At 42.6% G+C, this 17,330-nt stretch carries 16 protein-coding genes; 10 read left to right on the plus strand and 6 right to left on the minus strand.

From position 1 onward, the window contains the following. Positions 1-397: 397 nt before the first annotated feature. The 6 genes from RMX98_RS34400 to RMX98_RS34425 all read right to left on the minus strand — a co-directional run bounded on the left by RMX98_RS34400 (position 398) and on the right by RMX98_RS34425 (position 6,258). Positions 398-1,132, minus strand: a complete 735-nt coding sequence (locus tag RMX98_RS34400; protein ID WP_322676359.1) for a glutathione peroxidase — start codon at positions 1,130-1,132, stop codon at positions 398-400. 77 nt (positions 1,133-1,209) lie between these two features. Next, complete coding sequence (locus tag RMX98_RS34405) at positions 1,210-2,139, minus strand: alpha/beta hydrolase (RefSeq protein ID WP_322676360.1); 930 nt, start codon at positions 2,137-2,139, stop codon at positions 1,210-1,212. A gap of 22 nt (positions 2,140-2,161) precedes the next feature. Next, positions 2,162-2,986 carry an SDR family oxidoreductase gene (locus RMX98_RS34410; protein ID WP_322676361.1) on the minus strand — a complete coding sequence of 275 codons (825 nt, stop codon included), beginning with the start codon at positions 2,984-2,986 and terminating at the stop codon, positions 2,162-2,164. A gap of 128 nt (positions 2,987-3,114) precedes the next feature. Continuing rightward, a complete protein-coding gene (locus RMX98_RS34415; protein WP_322676362.1) occupies positions 3,115-3,600 on the minus strand; it encodes a glutathione peroxidase in 486 nt (161 codons plus the stop codon). A 602-nt stretch (positions 3,601-4,202) separates the two neighbouring features. Then, positions 4,203-4,997, minus strand: a complete 795-nt coding sequence (locus tag RMX98_RS34420) for a MinD/ParA family protein (protein ID WP_322676363.1) — start codon at positions 4,995-4,997, stop codon at positions 4,203-4,205. A gap of 199 nt (positions 4,998-5,196) precedes the next feature. Beyond that, positions 5,197-6,258 (minus strand): DUF3365 domain-containing protein, encoded by a 1,062-nt coding sequence (locus RMX98_RS34425; protein ID WP_322676364.1) that lies wholly within the window; start codon positions 6,256-6,258, stop codon positions 5,197-5,199. Positions 6,259-6,692: 434 nt separating this feature from the next. On the opposite strand from RMX98_RS34425, the gene RMX98_RS34430 reads away from it, so the two are divergent. From RMX98_RS34430 to RMX98_RS34475, 10 genes are all read left to right on the plus strand, one after another. Then, positions 6,693-6,932 carry a CTB family bacteriocin gene (locus RMX98_RS34430; RefSeq protein ID WP_322676365.1) on the plus strand — a complete coding sequence of 80 codons (240 nt, stop codon included), beginning with the start codon at positions 6,693-6,695 and terminating at the stop codon, positions 6,930-6,932. Between the two features lie 47 nt (positions 6,933-6,979). Continuing rightward, positions 6,980-7,240 carry a CTB family bacteriocin gene (locus RMX98_RS34435; protein WP_322676366.1) on the plus strand — a complete coding sequence of 87 codons (261 nt, stop codon included), beginning with the start codon at positions 6,980-6,982 and terminating at the stop codon, positions 7,238-7,240. A 29-nt stretch (positions 7,241-7,269) separates the two neighbouring features. Beyond that, positions 7,270-7,509 carry a hypothetical protein gene (locus RMX98_RS34440; RefSeq protein ID WP_322676367.1) on the plus strand — a complete coding sequence of 80 codons (240 nt, stop codon included), beginning with the start codon at positions 7,270-7,272 and terminating at the stop codon, positions 7,507-7,509. A gap of 122 nt (positions 7,510-7,631) precedes the next feature. Then, on the plus strand, positions 7,632-7,931 hold the full coding sequence (locus RMX98_RS34445; RefSeq protein ID WP_322676368.1) for a hypothetical protein: 300 nt from the start codon (positions 7,632-7,634) through the stop codon (positions 7,929-7,931). 144 nt (positions 7,932-8,075) lie between these two features. Then, positions 8,076-8,282 carry a bacteriocin gene (locus tag RMX98_RS34450; RefSeq protein WP_322676369.1) on the plus strand — a complete coding sequence of 69 codons (207 nt, stop codon included), beginning with the start codon at positions 8,076-8,078 and terminating at the stop codon, positions 8,280-8,282. 85 nt (positions 8,283-8,367) lie between these two features. Beyond that, positions 8,368-9,465 carry a cyclic nucleotide-binding domain-containing protein gene (locus RMX98_RS34455; protein ID WP_322676370.1) on the plus strand — a complete coding sequence of 366 codons (1,098 nt, stop codon included), beginning with the start codon at positions 8,368-8,370 and terminating at the stop codon, positions 9,463-9,465. Positions 9,466-9,657: 192 nt separating this feature from the next. Beyond that, positions 9,658-11,100 (plus strand): NHLP bacteriocin system secretion protein, encoded by a 1,443-nt coding sequence (locus RMX98_RS34460; RefSeq protein ID WP_322676371.1) that lies wholly within the window; start codon positions 9,658-9,660, stop codon positions 11,098-11,100. A 2-nt stretch (positions 11,101-11,102) separates the two neighbouring features. Beyond that, on the plus strand, positions 11,103-13,349 hold the full coding sequence (locus tag RMX98_RS34465; RefSeq protein WP_322676372.1) for an NHLP family bacteriocin export ABC transporter peptidase/permease/ATPase subunit: 2,247 nt from the start codon (positions 11,103-11,105) through the stop codon (positions 13,347-13,349). Between the two features lie 202 nt (positions 13,350-13,551). Further along, on the plus strand, positions 13,552-16,479 hold the full coding sequence (locus RMX98_RS34470; RefSeq protein ID WP_322676373.1) for an NHLP bacteriocin export ABC transporter permease/ATPase subunit: 2,928 nt from the start codon (positions 13,552-13,554) through the stop codon (positions 16,477-16,479). Positions 16,480-16,621: 142 nt separating this feature from the next. Continuing rightward, complete coding sequence (locus tag RMX98_RS34475; RefSeq protein WP_322676374.1) at positions 16,622-17,206, plus strand: DUF3455 domain-containing protein; 585 nt, start codon at positions 16,622-16,624, stop codon at positions 17,204-17,206. The last annotated feature ends 124 nt before the right edge of the window (positions 17,207-17,330 follow it).

Below are 17,330 nucleotides of genomic sequence, written 5' to 3' on the forward strand. Positions count from 1 at the left end.
CGACTTTGAAGTACCTCAAAACGACTTTGAAGTACCTCAAAACGACTTTGAAGTACCTCAAAACGACTTTGAAGTACCTCAAAACGACTTCGAGGTATCTGTTGCTTATATAACAATATGGTTCAGTTAAGGAAGACAAGGGTTTAGGGCAATACTTGTCGGGTTTTGGGGAAAAGGGGAAGCTGGGGCCCCAAGAAGGGGATAAGGGGCGGGGGAAAGGGGAAAGAAAAAACCTTTCCCCCTTTCCCCTTCCCCTTTTCCCGACTTTTGCCAAGAAGTCTACTATTGCAACTCTACTCAATCCTATGGGGAAAGGGAAAATACCAAACCTTTCCCCTTCCCCTTCCCCTTTTCCCGATTTTTGCCAAGAAGTCTACTATTGCAACTCTACTCAACTCTATTTAGCAGCGAAGTAGGCTTCTAATGCCTCAGAACCACCAATTAATTTACCATCGATAAATACTTGGGGAACTGTTGTTGCACCCGCAACTGCTTTTAGCGATCGCGTGGTGATATCCTTACCCAAGGTAATTTCTTCGTAGTTAATACCATGTTCCTTGAGCATTGCCTTAGCACGGGCACAGTAAGGACAACCCACTTTCGCAAACAGGGAAACTACTTCGGGCTTAACTGCTTGGGGATTGATATATCTGAGCATTGTCTCAGCATCGGACACCTTAAAGGGATCTCCTGGCTCATCTGGCTCAATAAACATCTGGTTTATTACACCATCTCTCACCAGCATAGAATAACGCCACGATCGCTTCCCAAACCCCAAGTCTGATTTATCTACCAGCATCCCCATCCCTTCAGTAAATTCACCATTACCATCAGGGATTAGTGTGATATTTTCTGCTTCTTGATCCTTCGCCCATTCGTTCATCACAAAAGCATCATTCACAGAAATACAGATAATGTCATCGACACCATTTTGTTTGAAAACCCCAGCCAACTCGTTGTAGCCAGGGAGATGAGTTGATGAACAAGTCGGAGTATAAGCACCTGGTAAAGAGAAGACAACCACTGTCTTACCAGCAAATAGCTCATCCGTTGTCACATCCACCCACTGATTATTCAGGCGAGTATGAAAAGTGACATTGGGTACTCTTTGTCCTCGACGATTGGGGAACATAATTTTGCTTGCCTTTAGTAATCAATTCCAGTCATAACCTATCATGGGAGAACTGGTACAATGTAACTATCAATCAGCTAAAAAACTTTATTGATGAATGGAGCGATCGCTGCTATAAATTCAGTAGTTGATTCATAAGGTAAAACATTACGCCCATTTATTTTTATACCTTGACTTTGAGGCAAACAAGCAAGGTAGTGAGCCAAGCGTTCATCTGGTGTTTCTTTTTTATTATCCTGGCTAATACTTGATGCAGTTTCCCCTATAACCGTTAATGTTGGTTGCTGAATCGAGGCGATATAACTAGTATAATCATCTCGCCAAAACCCTGCTAAAAAAGAAAATACTGCGTGGCGGCTAGCAAGATTTTCTGCACCTGCAAGCAATGTATTTAACCACTCTGCATCCACAGCATTTTCAGAAGCAAAAAGTTGACGAGTCGAGAAAGAACGTAAAAATTTTGGGGTGCGTGCATAGCGATAAAAAGCACTGCCAAAAGGTGAATCTAACACATTCCAAATAAATTTTTCTTGCCATTGTGGTGGTTTATTTGTCATCAAAGCCCACGCTGGCGGCCCACAAAGTACGAGTCCGGCAATTAAATTTGATTCCTTTTGGACTAATTGGATAGCAACTGGTAATAAAGCACCTTGTACCACAACAATAACCGGTTTTTGCACTACTGTTTGTAAAAAGCACTGTAACTGTTCTGCCCAATTACTAGGAGTGTAAGCTACATGAGGCATATCACTTTCACCACATCCTAGTAAATCAGGGTTGTAAATTGAATTACGTTGACCTGCATTATACCAATCGCGACAAAATCGTTGCCAAAATCGCCGCGACAATCCCACGCCAATCGGATGAATTAACAGTAAAGGAACACCCTCAGATGTTGTATTAATTGGTTGATGAACTTCGTAAGCGCAACGATAATTTTGCCAACTATAAAACTGGCTAGGAGATGCGGTCAAATTGGTTGTGTTAGTTACAGCAGATGGTTGCATAATTCCTAGTTTTTAATAATTGCTAAAAAATCATCTGTGGATGAATCAACTCATATCCAGCTTCTTTAAGCTTTTCATTCGATACCCAAGCATTATATGGGCGCGTATTCTTGATAGATGTATCCCATTTGACTTTGGGTAAATTATGTTTTTCAAACAAGTTATCTAGCAAGTCTCGGCTAGTGAGATGTGCATCATCTACCAGATTGTAAATTCCTTGCAAACGACGGTGACGGGCAAATTCTATCGCACCGACAATATCATCTAAATGAATCCAATTTGTGATATCCTCGCCATTGCCTGGACGCGTTGCGCCAGAATATCTACCAAATATTTTCAACAGTTCTCTACCAGTTCCATAAATCCCTCCCAAGCGGAAGATACAAACACGGAGATTTTCGCTAGATGCTGATAGCAACACATCCTCTGTTTTTCGGAGAATTTGTGCGTTTAAATTAGGAGGTGCAAGCGGTGTTTCTTCATCTACCCATACACCATTTCTATCACCATAGACTGCATAGCTCCCTGTATATATTAATTGTTTCACGCTCTGATTTTGCTGCAAACATGAAACTAAAGTTTGGGCAGTTTGTAGATAAGTTTCTTCATAAACTTCCCCACCTTTTGCACCAACACTCAAAAGCACAACATCTTGATTGTGCAAAACTGATTTTAGACTCTCTAGGTCATTCCCGTAGGTAACTACAACTTTTTGGGATACTGATTGTAGTGCCGGGACACGCTCAGGGGAAGTTGTGGTTACACTGACAACAAAATTCATATTTTGCTGCCAATATTGAGCAACTTGATAACCAACATAACCACAACCAATGATTGCAACGTTCATGACAAATTAGACGCAAATAAATTAAACTACTCATTGAGATAACATCTCAATTAAAGCACTGAACGTAAAGAAATTTAACAGCTCAGAGCCAAAAATCAATACCAATAGTGCAACCGAATGACTAATGACTATTTTGCTAATTCTTTCTCAATGGTGGCAATTATCTCTGGTGAATTTGGCTGAACACTACTATTAAATCGAGCTACCACTTCACCTTGCTTATTAACTAAAAATTTTTCAAAATTCCAAGCAACATTTCCCGTTGGCTCAACGGCTTTGGTAAGTCGCTCATAAAGTGGATGCTGCTGTGAGCCTTTAGCATGAACTTTATCGAATAGTTCAAAGGTAACACCATATTTGCTCGTGCAGAATTGCCCAATTTCTTCATTGGTTCCTGGTTCCTGCGCTCCAAAATCGTTACAAGGGAACCCCAAAATACGTAACCCTGCTTCCTTATACTTCTGGTTCAGCTTTTCTAACCCCTCGTATTGAGAAGTATAACCGCAGTAGGAAGCCACATTCACAATTAAGAGTACCTTGCCGATATAGTTGTTTAATTGCTTATCTTCACCTTTGATGGTCTTGACTGTAATATCCGAAATGGCGTTACTCATCTTGAATCTGATTTATAGGGAATATTGCCAAGTCTCCCATATTACAGGTACTCTAAACCCGGTTTATTTAAGTAAATTAGATTTGTTAGCCTTGTTACCATCTAGGATTGTGTTTAATATCATGTCCGCCAAATTACCCATAATAAAAGAACCCCACCCCCAACCCCTCCCCGCTCTTCGGGAGGGAAGACAAAGCACAGCTTTGGCGGGGTGGGGTTCTTCGGGTTTAATAAGCAATCAGACGGACATGATATAACTCAGGCTATAAGCTTGTGTGAGAGTTGCCATAGATGTTTCTTTCAGGGATTCGATTGATGTCTTGCGGGGTTAAGCGATGTCTAACATCAACCTTGCAAGATAGCGATCGCCTATGAATTTACACTTATTTTGTATCAATGGCTCAATCAATCTACTACCTTAGGATATATATTTTTTGGAAATATGCGTTGCTTTTGATACAAATTTTTGCTAGCAACTGTAGCTTTGCTCGCGGGGTAGGGAGACAAAGCATAGCTTTGGCGGGAGTGGGGTTCTTCGAGTTTAATATGCCTTCAACCCTATTCCCAAGCTTAGTAAATTGGCGATATTGTTAGTAGGATAGATTATTTTACAAATAATTTGGCTCCAGAACCAGTAATTTGTTTAGCGATCGCACTAATTTTTTGAGTCCATGAATGATCTGGATACCGCAAACAGAAGATTCCACCACTCCCTAAGTCAAACATCTCTTCACAAACAGGCAGTATTCCAGCCACAGGGGTTTTGTAGGTATTCTGTACTCGTTGCTGTAACTCTTTGAAATCCAAAGATGGCAGCGCTTTGTTAATCACTAATAGCATTTTAGGTACTTCTAGCTTCCGGGCAACATCTATTGCCACTGCTGTACCTTGATAATCCTGTTTGTCTGGACGGAGAATCAGCACAAGGACATCAGAAAGAATAATCGATAACAACGTTTCTTCGTTAATGCCAGGATGAGTGTCAATCAACAGATAGTCCAGTTTTAAACGACGAACTAAATTATGTAAACCATCATTAAGCAAACGTGCGTCATAGCCTTCGCGCAAGATTCGAGAAATGTCACTCATCTTAATACTGGAAGGAATCAGATGAATACTTCCCTGGCGACCAAAAAATGTTTGTTTTTGTTTGAGAATGGCGCTAACATCATAAACTGCATCTTCAATTTTACAACGGCCCCATAGATAATCATTCAAGGTATAGCGAATTCGGCCTTCTTCAAGACCAAACAGAACGTGGATTCCTGGAGATTGGATATCTGTATCAACTATCCCTACTCGCTTTCCAGAACGAGCAATTAGTACCGCAAGGTTACTCGTGACGTTTGACTTACCAGTGCCGCCACGGAATGAGTGAATTGAAATAATTTCAGACATGATTAATCCTCAATAGTAATTAGTAATTTGTAACTTTTAACTAAGAATTCAGTACCCAGGAGTCAGGATTCAGAATTTATCAGAAATTTAGAATGATTTTTATATTTATTCATAAAATGTTCTCCTGATTCTTTAACTCTTCTGACTCCTGAATTCTGACTCCTGAATTCTGACACTTTTAACTCGTAACTCGTAATTATTAATTTTGATTATTCCGTTTATTTCTCATTGCTTTTGCTTCCTCCTGCAACTTTTGAAACGTTTTTGATTCAGCAATTTCCGCAACTTCACGCGCACGTTTGGCTTCGTCAACTTCAATCCGCAGTGTATGCAACTGGTGTCTGAATTGTTGTTCGCGGGCAGAAATCTCATGCACCATGCGTTGAAAAACCCGCCCTAACTGTCCTAATTCATCATGGCGTTGCACAATCGACGTTAGCTTTTCCCGATCAAACTCTTTTGCTTCTTCGACAGTAATTTCATTCATACTAATTTTCTGAGCAAGTTGTGCCATCGGTTTTAGGGGTTGCAGAACATTTCGTTTTAATAAATAATTAATGAGCAAAATTACCAGGGCGAAAATAATAATAAATAAGCTAATGAATAAAACAAATGCACGATGAGCATCATCAAAGACTTGCTTGGCAGGAAGATAAATAATTTGTGTACCTAAAATCTCATTGAGTTGCCACCCAAAGCCATTTTCTGAACCATAACTAGCGATCTGACTTTTGGGAGCCGCTTCAGGGGTGCTATGACAGTGTAAACACGTCGGGTTTTTAATAGAAAATGGACGAGCATTATAAAATAATTTTTCGTCATAAGAATCGCGAAAACCGGATATGCTTTTCAAATCTGGTTCCTTGCGAAACCGTTCGATAAGTTGCGTTTCAAATACATCTGCTTTATCTCGTAAGTTAGTCGGATTTAGGTTGGCATCTTTGTATAAAAAGTCTTTATAGTCTTCATTTTTACGAAGAATTTCAAACACTTCTCTAACTGCAAAGCTGGGAACAATCTCAGGGACAAACGTGGCTTGAGTGTTCACCATCGGTGTCAGAAGAGGGTTGATATGCGTATTAGTATAGTTTCTTACTGAGTTCATCGTTTCGGCAATAACTTGGCTACGATAACCGATTTCGGCTTCTGCCTTTTGCTCAAGCGCATGAGATAAAGCAAAACCACTCACTGCGATCGCACCAATGAACACCAGCAATAGAAGTAAAGTAAATTTGGTTGCTAATTTGAATCTATTAAACATTGCTGTTTCCCTTTTATACACAACATTGCTAGAGATTTATAGGTAATAATTCATGAGATTTATTTTTTTCAATGATGAGCGTAGAATGTGGTTCTTTCTGAGGACTAAATCTAATTTGAATTTATGCTTATAAATCTAGTCATACAGTGGCATGTAATCAAATTCCAGATTTCAAGGCAAACTCATGACTTTTGTGGGAAACAAACCCGTCAACCTATAACGAAAGTCTTAGGCATGACTCGACGCGATAGAGCGAAAGTTAGACGATATCTACTTACTTCGCTTAGGCAAAATATTAGACGTTTTTCAGATGCGGATAACTGAGTTGAATTCGTATTCTAAAGACATGAAGCGAGGAGAGCGGCGAGCAACTAACTAGCAAATCAATCTCTTTGCTTGATACAACACACATTACACATTAAGGAGAAAACATCATGTCTGACAACATCAAGCCCGTAGAATTATCTGCTGAAGAATTGGACAACGTTGCTGGTGGTGCTTTTAGCTTTACCGATGCTGACAACGACAACAAATTAGATCAACAAATTGGTGAAACCGTTGTTGGCCCTAACGGCGGGATTAGCTCTTCCACCGCTCAACAAACTACTATATCTCACCAAAGTTTGTACGAAGTCAAAGCAACTGGCTTCTTTCCTACCACTCTTGAAAGTTAGTAACTAGAACTCAATTAATAGACATCATAAATTGAGGAGAAAACATCATGTCTGACAACATTGAGCCTGTAGAACTATCTGCTGAAGAACTGGACAACTTTGCTGGTGGTGCTTTTAGCCTTGTTGATGCTCACAACTTCAACTTTTCGGATAAGCAAACTAGTGCAGTGATTATCGGTGCTGATGGCGGTATTGCATCCTTCAACAGTCAGGAAACTACTATATCTCAACAAGATTTGTACGAAATCAAATTCACTGGAGAAGAATTTCCTAGCGGAATTCCTAGTAATTTATTTCCAAGCTCATAATCAACACCACAAGGAGAACGACAACGATTATGGAAAATGTGCAACCTCATGAAATGCTGGAACTATCCAATCAAGAACTTGATTATATTGCCGGTGGCGCAACTAGCGATGTCTTGGGAACAAACGCAAATGCCGAAGATTTTCAGCTTGGTTATGTAGAAATTCCTAAAGAAGGTGGTATTAAGAGCGTTACCTTTCAAGTTAGCGTTTTCTCTGAGCAAGACCTTAGAGAGTTTAAGGAAGCTGGTATTTCTAGCCCTGAAGCTTGAGCTAGTTTTCTCAGTTTGACGAATTTCAGGAGCAGGAGGGGTTATTAACCATAAGCCTAGCAGCCACTCGGTTAACTCCCTCCGCCTTATTTAACTTTAACACGTGGGGTCAAGGAGCTTCTATGTCAGATGACGAAATTACTCCGAATGATGAAGCTATCGAACTATCAGATGAAGAGTTAGACGATGTAGCTGGTGGTTTTAATTTGCAGTTTACATCTATACGATCTCACAGATCGATAAGGGGATTTACCCACCAAACATCACGAGGACGAGGGTTTCACTCAACACGGTCGGCTTTTCATGCAGAGACAGCAAACTCTTCTGTTTTCCACCTCTCCATCACCGACGCGACAACAGAGGATCTAAAGGTTCTTGGTGAATTGTTTGGAGATATATCTGCGATCGAAGGTTCTACATAAACGGAGTTTCTCAAATCAATCAATTGCAGTTGAGCAAAACTTGTCCAACTGCTTTCTGAAATTATTCTTGTGTGATTAATAATTTCACGTTCATAAAATTAGGCGAATTTAATAATAAATGAAATGACAAGGAAAAAAATGGCAATGGAAAACAAAAAGCAAAAAGAATCACAAGAACTATCGGCTCAAGAACTCGCAAATATTTCGGGTGGTATTGCCGTAGGTGAACCTTATCCAGGTGGGTATCCTACGGACGATAAATATAAGAATCTGTCTGAAGCGATCGCAAAACATTTTGAAAATACAAAGTTTCCTGAGTGGAAGAACAAGTACGACGATTCGTCAAGCTAGTGAATACGCGATGGGGAGTATTGCTCAGTAGTTATTTCTCGCTCCCCATTTCTCTCCCGTTAGCAAAACACAAGGAAGTTAAATTATGACAGAAGTTCTACTTAAGGAACTAACAAATAGCGATATTGATTGGATCTTAGCAACGGGTCAAAGAGAAGAAATTACTGCTGGCACGATCCTCATCCGCCAAGGAACACCTGTTAATGCACTCTACATTCTGCTAGATGGAGCATTAAGCGTTTCTGTGGCTCAAGCTGACGATAATCCCATTGGTCGGGCATTTGCCGCTCTTGAAGGTGGCGAACTGTCAGGACGAGAGGTCGCAAGGCTTGCAAATGGAGAAGTTGTAGGAGAAATGCCCTTTTTAGCCTCCTACCAATCTTCAACCACAGTTAAAGCCACTAGAAAGTCGCTGGTGTTGATGATTCCTCAGCAGCAATTGATTCAAAAATTGCAGGAAGATATCGCGTTTGCTGCTCATTTTTATCGGGCGATCGCAGTTATGCTTGCTCACCGTTTAGAGCAGATGATCAACCAAATTGGACAAAGCACAGTCGTTCTTTTTCAACCACAAATTCGAGAAATTTTATTTACATTTGCCGAATTAAATGATAGCGATATTGGTTGGATGATTGTTGCCGGTAATGCTATAAGAATTCCTGCGGGATCGGTGTTATTTCAGGCCGGAAGACCCGTTGATGCTCTCTATATTCTATTGGATGGGAAGATGGTAGCTTCCGTCCCTGAAGATACCAATAATCCTCTCACACGTGCCTTTTCAACTTTAGAACAGACAGATCATATAGAGCGAGAGTTTGCTCAATTATCGCGGGGTGACATAGTTGGCGAAACGCCCTTTGTCGAAGCCAGTCCACCCGCGATGACGATTCGGGCGGTTGAAGATGCAATGGTGTTATCGATTCCCAAATGGCGACTTTCTGCCAAATTGCTACACGATGTTGCCTTTGCTGCCCGGTTTTATCGAGTATTAGCGATTTTGTTAGCAGATAAACAACAAGGAATCATCAATAGTCTGGGTTACGGCAGAATCACCTATAGCTCAGGTAAACCTTTAGATGAACGCTTGACTTATGAAGATGAACTGAGTTCTGGCTTTTTGGCTCAAGTGACACTAGCAGGTACCCGATTTGACTGGATGCTGAAGCAGATTCGTGGCAATTGAATTATGTAAGGGCATTGGGCGTTAGGAGCGCTGAGTGCTGAGTTGAGAGTTAAGAGTTTTGTTTGTCTTCTTGTCCCCTTGTCCCCTCATCTCCCTGCTCCCCTGCTCCTCTGCTCCTCTGCTCCTCTGCCCCCTGCCCCCCACTCCCTATTTTCACTAATATACAAATTTCACAACTTAAATGGAGTCAGTATGGTTACGACCCACAAAAACAAGCTATTTCGCAAAGAAGCACTTGATCGTTTATCTTCCCCGGAGCGGCTCGATCAACTCATGCAGGTGGTTCAACCAAATAAGTGGATTCCCTTAGCCGCGATGGGATCTCTAATTGCTGTTGGACTTGCTTGGAGTGTTTTTGGTCGCATTCCGATTACCGTAGCCGGACAAGGCGTAGTGGTTTTTCCTAGCAAAGTTGCAGGATTCCAGTCTCCTAGTTCTGGGCAGATTCTCAGCCTTTATGTTCATACAGGCGATGAGGTGAAGAAAGGACAGGTGCTAGGGACAATCGACCAAACTGAACTTCAAGATAAGTTGAAACTTGCACAAGTCAAGCTTACTCAACTTCAACAACAAGACCAAAATGCTAATTCTCTACAAATTCAGCGAACGGTTTTAGATAAAGGTGCGATTGGGCAAGAACGTCAGGCGCTTTTGCAGACTCTTAAAACAACCCAATCGCTAACCCCAATTCTCAGGAATAAGGGTTTGGAGTCGATTCGCCAAGAGCGTCAGACTTTACAAGAACAGTTGCAAACAACGCGAGATTTGATACCCACGTTTAAAGAGCGATTTGAACTTCGACAAAAGTTACGCGAAGAAGGAGCCGTTTCTAGTGATACTGTGCTTCAGGCGCAACAGGAATTTCTCAATAGTAAAGCTAAAATCAACGAAATCGAATCGCAACTCAAACAACTTAATGTTAAAGAAGCTGATGCAGAACGAGAATATTTAGCAAATATTAATTCAACTAAGGAACTGCAAGCTCAGTTAGCAACACTAGACAGTAAATTTGCAGGTCAAGCAGAACAAGATTTAGCTACTTCTACCAATCGGAAAAAAGAAATTCAAGACACAGAGCGAGCGATCGCTCAACTAAAATTGGAAATCAAAAACAATAGCCAAATTATTAGCAATTTTAATGGACGGATTTTAGAATTGGCTGCTGTTCCAGGGCAAACCCTGGAAAAGGGCGCTCGGATTGGCACAATTGAAGCTCGCGACTCTGCAAGTAAGTTAGTCGGCGTGGCATTCTTCCCGGTAAGCGAAGGGAAAAAGATTCAAAAGGGTATGGAGTTGCAAGTCACTCCTTCGACTGTGAAACGAGAACGTTTTGGTGGTATTGTTGCAAAAGTCACAAGTATTTCTGCGTTTCCGGTGACAAAAGAAGGTGCATCGAGCGTTGTTGGCGGTCTAGAAGTTTTGCAAGGATTAACCACAGAAGGGCCACAAATTCAAGTTTTCGCTGAACTTCAGCCAGATCCCTCGACTAAAAGTCGTTTTCGCTGGTCGTCGTCTAAAGGGCCAGACGGCCAAATTACATCTGGAACCACTACCTCAGTGCGCGTGAAAGTGGATGAACAATCCCCGATTTCCTTTGTGTTTCCGATTCTGCGATCGTGGAGTGGAATGTATTGATTATGCGGCAAATTCAATCACAAATTGGGCGTCGATTCCAAAAAATTCAACGGCTTTTCAGCCGTCCCGATCGCCGCCGTCGGACTCCCACTCTCTTACAAATGGAGGCTGTGGAATGTGGTGCAGCCGCGCTGGGTATTCTTTTAGGCTACTACGATCGCATTGTACCTCTGGCTGAACTCCGTCAAGCCTGCGGTGTTTCACGGGATGGCAGTAAAGCATCTAATATTCTCAATGCGGCTCGGAGCTACGGATTGCAAATAAAAGGCTTTAAGGTCGAATTAGAGGGGTTACGCAAACTTCAATGTCCTTATATTGTCTTTTGGAATTTCAATCATTTTCTGGTAGTCGAAGGATTTAAAAAAGACAAGGTTTATCTTAACGATCCTGCCACCGGGCCGCGCACGGTTTCGCTCACAGAATTCGATCAATCCTTTACTGGAGTAGTACTAGTTGGTGAACCAGGTGCAGAATTCCAGCCAGGAGGACGTAAACCGAGCCTAACATTATCCTTATGGGATCGATTGCAGAGTTCTATCGGAGCGCTTGTTTATTGTGTCATCGCCGGATTGCTGTTAGTGATTCCTGGATTAGCTATTCCTGCATTCTCCCAAGCCTTTGTAGATAATGTCTTGGTTGAAGGCAGAAATGATTGGTTGCGTCCATTAATTTTAGGGATGGTGTTCACAGCTATATTGAATGGTTTTCTGACATTGCTTCAGCTGCAATTTCTGCGACGGATGAAAATTAAGCTGGCGGTGGGGATGTCGAGCCGTTTTTTGTGGCATATTTTACGGCTCCCAGTTAGTTTTTACGATCAGCGATTTGCCGGAGAAATTAGCAGCCGTGTCCGCCTCAACGATAGCTTGGCAAATCTGCTTTCAGGAAGATTAGCGACTACAGTAATCTCAGCCTTCACCGTTGTCTTTTATGCCGCAGTCATGCTGCAATATGATGTCGTTCTCACTGCGATCGGTATTGCCTTTGTCGTCGTGAATGTCAGTGTGTGGCGATGGGTTTCACGGCAACGCGTCGATGCCAATTTGCGATTAATGCAAGAACAAGGCAAAGTCAGTGGCGTAGCGATTTCTGGATTGCAAAGTATGGAAACGCTCAAAGCTTCCGGGCTAGAGTCAGAATTCTTTTCCCGGTGGGCAGGTTATTACGCCAAAGCAATCAATGCCCGCCAGGAAATGGATACAACTAATCAAAACCTGGGTGTGTTGCCGTCATTTCTCACCTCGATTACATCCATGCTTTTGCTGGCGGTGGGAGGATTACGGGTAATGGATGGCGTACTTAGTATCGGAATGCTGATTGCCTTTCAAGGCTTGATGCAAAGATTTCTAGAACCTGTAAATAATCTGGTAAGCCTAGCGGGTGAACTCCAGGAAATGGAAGGCAATTTGGGTAGATTGGATGATGTGTTACGCAACGCGATCGATCCGGCTGTGGAGCAAGAAATCACTGTATCACAAACCTCTAACCTTGCCGCCGCCAATGTTCGGCTACAGGGCTATGTTGAACTCCATAACATCACCTTTGGCTATAGCCGCTCTGCGCCTCCCTTGATTGAAAATCTTAGTCTTTCGCTTAAACCTGGTCAACGAGTTGCTCTGGTGGGTGGCAGTGGTTCGGGTAAGTCAACCGTTGCCAAGCTGGTGTGTGGGTTATATGAACCGTGGGCGGGAGAGATTCTATTTGATGGTAAACCCAGAAAAAATATTCCGCGATCGATTCTCACTAATTCAATTGGCCTAGTTGAGCAAGATATCTCGCTATTTGCAGGTAGTGTGCGCGATAATCTCACGCTTTGGGATTCGACTGTGCCTTTTAGTAACCTGGTTCGCGCTTGTAAAGACGCTGCGATTCAGGATGTAGTGCTTTCCATGCCTGGAGGTTACAACGCTGATCTCGCAGAAGGAGCAACTAATTTGAGCGGTGGGCAGCGACAACGATTAGAAATTGCCCGCACTCTAGTGAATAATCCGGCGATTTTGGTGATGGATGAAGCGACTAGTGCGCTTGATGCCGAGGCAGAAAAGATGATCGATCAGAAACTCCGGGAGCGCGGTTGCACTTGTGTAATTGTGGCACATCGATTAAGCACAATTCGCGATTGTGACGAAATTATTGTCTTCGATCGCGGCAAAGTAGTGCAACGAGGTAGCCATGAAGAATTACAACGGGTTGAAGGCAAGTATTTGCAATTGATTCGCAGTGAAGGGGAAGCACTTCAAGAGGAGTGATTACAATTAAAAATTAAAAATTAAAAATTAAAAATTGCGGAAAGATCAAAGTTAAATCTGTTGTTTTATTTTAGTGAGTTGGTGTTGATTAATGTTTGTCTGAAATTTTTATCCGATTTCGGATTCAAGCAAAAAGTAAGTATACACGTTAAATGTCAAAAATTATTCGATTTTATATTAATTTTAGGAAGCAGGCATATATATGTTAGATCAAATTCGCAGCGCCACGGTGCGGGGAGAGTACTATCAGTTTAAAGGCAATGAGCCAATTATTCTCAATGATCCGAAGACGATTTGGATCGTAAAATCAGGTTCATTGGCGGTGTTTGCGATTCCGGTGAAAGAGGGAATTGCTGAGGGAAGCCGCCGCTATTTATTTACTACCCGAACGAGACAGGCAATGTTTGGCATTGTCAATGATTCTCAGTCGATGCCGTATCAACTTCTGGCAGTGTCCATTGAAGAAACGGAACTTCTGAAAGTTTCCAGGAAAGATTTTCGAGAATTTATTGCTAATGGCAATGGCGAAGCCTTAACTTTAATGGAGGGATGGATTGAGCAACTAGGATTGGCGCTGTCTTCGATTACTCCACCTGTACTACCGTTTCAAGAAGAAGGGGTTCGCTACTTCTCACTCAGCGATGGTCAGATTTTCCAACCACAGCGAGAGCTGGTATCCTGGGTGCAAATTCAGCGTGGTTACGCGGTTTGGATGGGGTTTGAGCAACTGTTAGTCATGCCTCAATCTGGATTGTTGCCGTTGAGTGCAGATATGTGGTTTCAAGCTGAAGATACAACCGAACTGGAAATCCTAACTACGTCTGAGATTGAGGATGCTACTGTTCTGTTCCAAGGGATTTTTCAACTGCAAGTATACTTTCTTCAAACCCTTTTTCTTGTAGAACACCAGGAACAAGAGGTAGAATTAAACCGATTTCAAGAACGCCAAAACCTGAATAATCAGGTGATGGAGGAGACGCTGGGCGAGTTAGCCTCGTTGCTGCAATCTCCGCAACATGCGGCTTCTGCTCAAATTGGAGCCAATGACTTTGACCAATCCTTGCTAATCGCGGCGGGTGCAGTTGGGCGGACTTTGGGTGTGACGATTCGACCGCCAGCAAAGTCTGAAGACCTCAAACGAGTGCAAGATCCGTTACAAGCGATCGCTCGTGCTTCTCGTTTACGAACCCGAACGATCGCTTTACAAGGCCAATGGTGGAAAAAAGATTGCGGTGCAATGCTAGCTTACACGCTAGAAGATAACCATCCCGTGGCGCTGTTACCTGTATCTGATACGCGTTATGAGATTTTTGATCCAATTAAGCGATCGCGCACTGTGGTTAATGCCAAAAGTGCGATTAAACTGGCGCTAACTGGATATACTTTCTATCGCCCATTACCAGATAAAGTTATTACCACCATCGACTTGCTGAAATTTGCCATGCAAGGGCACTACAAGGAATTGCTGGTTGTCTTGACTGCGGGGATGGCGACAACTTTTTTAGGAATGATTGTTCCGCAAGCTACCGCCATCTTAATTGACAGTGCAATTCCTGATGCCAATCGCGGTTTATTAATGCAAATTGCCCTAGCGCTGCTAGCAACTGCCTTTGGTAGTACGTTGTTTCAACTCGCCCAAGGCTTTGCGATCATGCGGGTAGAAACCTTTGCTGATGCTTCCACTCAAGCAGCAGTCTGGGATCGACTATTGAATCTGAAAGCATCATTCTTCCGTCAGTACTCAACTGGAGACTTGAATTCACGCGTCAGCGCCATTAGTCAAATTCGCCAAAAGCTCAGTAGCACAGTTCTGAGAAGTATCTTCACCAGCTTGTTCGCGTTTCTCAATTTAGGACTGCTTTTTTACTACAATGCTTCACTGGCGTTAATTGCCACTGTTGTTGCCTTCATCAACATTACGATTACTCTGGTTTCGGGAATTTATACCCTGCGTAAGGTTCGTCCTTTACTAGAGTTACAAGGACAACTCTCAGGGGTGATGGTGCAGTTAATCAATGGCGTTAGCAAACTGCGAGTTGCAGGCGCAGAAGCTCGCGCCTTTGCTTTTTGGGGAAAACAGTATAGTCAGCAAATCAAATGGATGCTAAGTACCCAAGGCATTGAAGATGCTCTGGCTGTGATTAATAAAATCTTGCCTGTATTAACCACAGCAATACTTTTCTGGTTTGCCACAAGTTTACTTCAGCAAGCCAATTCGCAAGAAGGTGGTTTATCCACAGGTGTATTTTTAGCATTTAATGCGGCATTTGGTACATTTATCGGTGGAGCTACTAGTCTCAGCAGCACAATTATAGATGTTCTGCAAGTGGTTCCTTTGTGGGAACGAGCGCAGCCGATTCTCGAATCGAAACCGGAAGTAGACTCTGAAAAAGCTGATCCAGGCAGGCTTTCTGGTCGAGTGGTTGTTGATCATGTGATTTTCCGGTATCGAGATGACGGGCCGTTGACATTGGATGATGTTAGTATCCATGCCGAACCTGGCGAATTTATCGCTTTTGTCGGCGCTTCGGGTAGTGGAAAATCAACGCTGTTCCGATTATTGCTGGGGTTTGATGTCCCGGAATCTGGCACGATTTACTACGACGGACAAGATTTAGCGGGGTTAGATATTCATGCAGTGCGTCGGCAATTAGGAGTTGTGATGCAAAATAGCCGATTGACATCTGCATCGATCTTTGAGAATATCGCCAGTGGAGCGATGATCACGATGGATGAAGCCTGGGAGGCGGCGCGAATGGCTGGCTTTGCCGAGGATGTGCAATCAATGCCAATGGGAATGCACACAGTAATTAGTGAAGGAGGAACTAATATCTCTGGAGGGCAACGGCAGCGATTATTGATTGCGCGATCGCTAGTATTAAAACCTAAAATCTTATTATTTGATGAAGCTACCAGTGCTTTAGATAACCGCACCCAAGCGATCGTTAGTCAAAGTTTAGAGCGTTTGAAGGTGACACGGATTGCGATCGCTCACCGTTTAAGTACTATTCGCAACGCCAATCGCATCTATGTATTTGAGAATGGTCGCGTAGTCCAAGAAGGCAGTTTTGATCAACTCGCCAATCAACCAGGACTGTTTGCCCAACTGATGGCGCGACAAAAGCTGTGAAGAAGGCAGCACTTCGGCTACGCTCAGTGACCGGGGGCAGGGGGCAGGGGAAGCAGGGGGAGGGAAAGTTGTAGTGAAGTTCAGAAATTGGATAATTTATTTTTTGAAGTTCTCTAAAAGGATAAATGGAGGAGAAAGCATTATGTCAGCTACTTTTGGTAAAATTATTCAGATAAATTGCAGCCTCGTTTTTTCTCTGCTGGTGTTGCATGGATTTAGTGTTTTTACAAAAACTGCGATCGCTGCAACTATGCAACCTGCCCAAGACATAGCGAATGCGACTGTTATACCTGATAGTATAAAACTTCCAAATAGTGAGCAACTTCTTTTGAAAGCATCTGCCAAGGGTTCGCAAATCTATATCTGCAAAGAAAAATCAGAATCCCCTGGTCAATATGAGTGGACGCTTAAGGCTCCTGATGCTGTGTTGCTGAATGAGCAAGGGCAAGATTTAGGCAAGCATTATGCAGGCCCAACCTGGGAAGCTAAAGACGGTAGCAAAGTTGTGGGTAAGTTAAAATCTAAGGCAAATGCACCACAAGATAATGCTATTCCCTGGCTATTGTTGCAGGCACAATCTCATGAAGGCAATGGTATTTTCCACCAAGTCAATTGGATTCAAAGGATCAATACAGTTGGTGGGAAAGCTCCTGTTCAAGGCTGTGACAAATCATCTGCAAATCGAGAGATTCGCGTCAAATATACGGCCGATTACCTCTTTTATTAAGACAAAACCGCAACTATTGGAATTGTCTAATAAGTCAATACAGTTCAGTTAAGCAAATTTATCTGTTAAGGCAGGCTGTTCTTGAGCAGGGGAGGCTTCGGGAGCAGGGGGAGAGAAAAAAGCT

Source organism: Nostoc sp. DedQUE02 (assembly GCF_034531035.1).
GTDB lineage: Bacteria > Cyanobacteriota > Cyanobacteriia > Cyanobacteriales > Nostocaceae > Nostoc.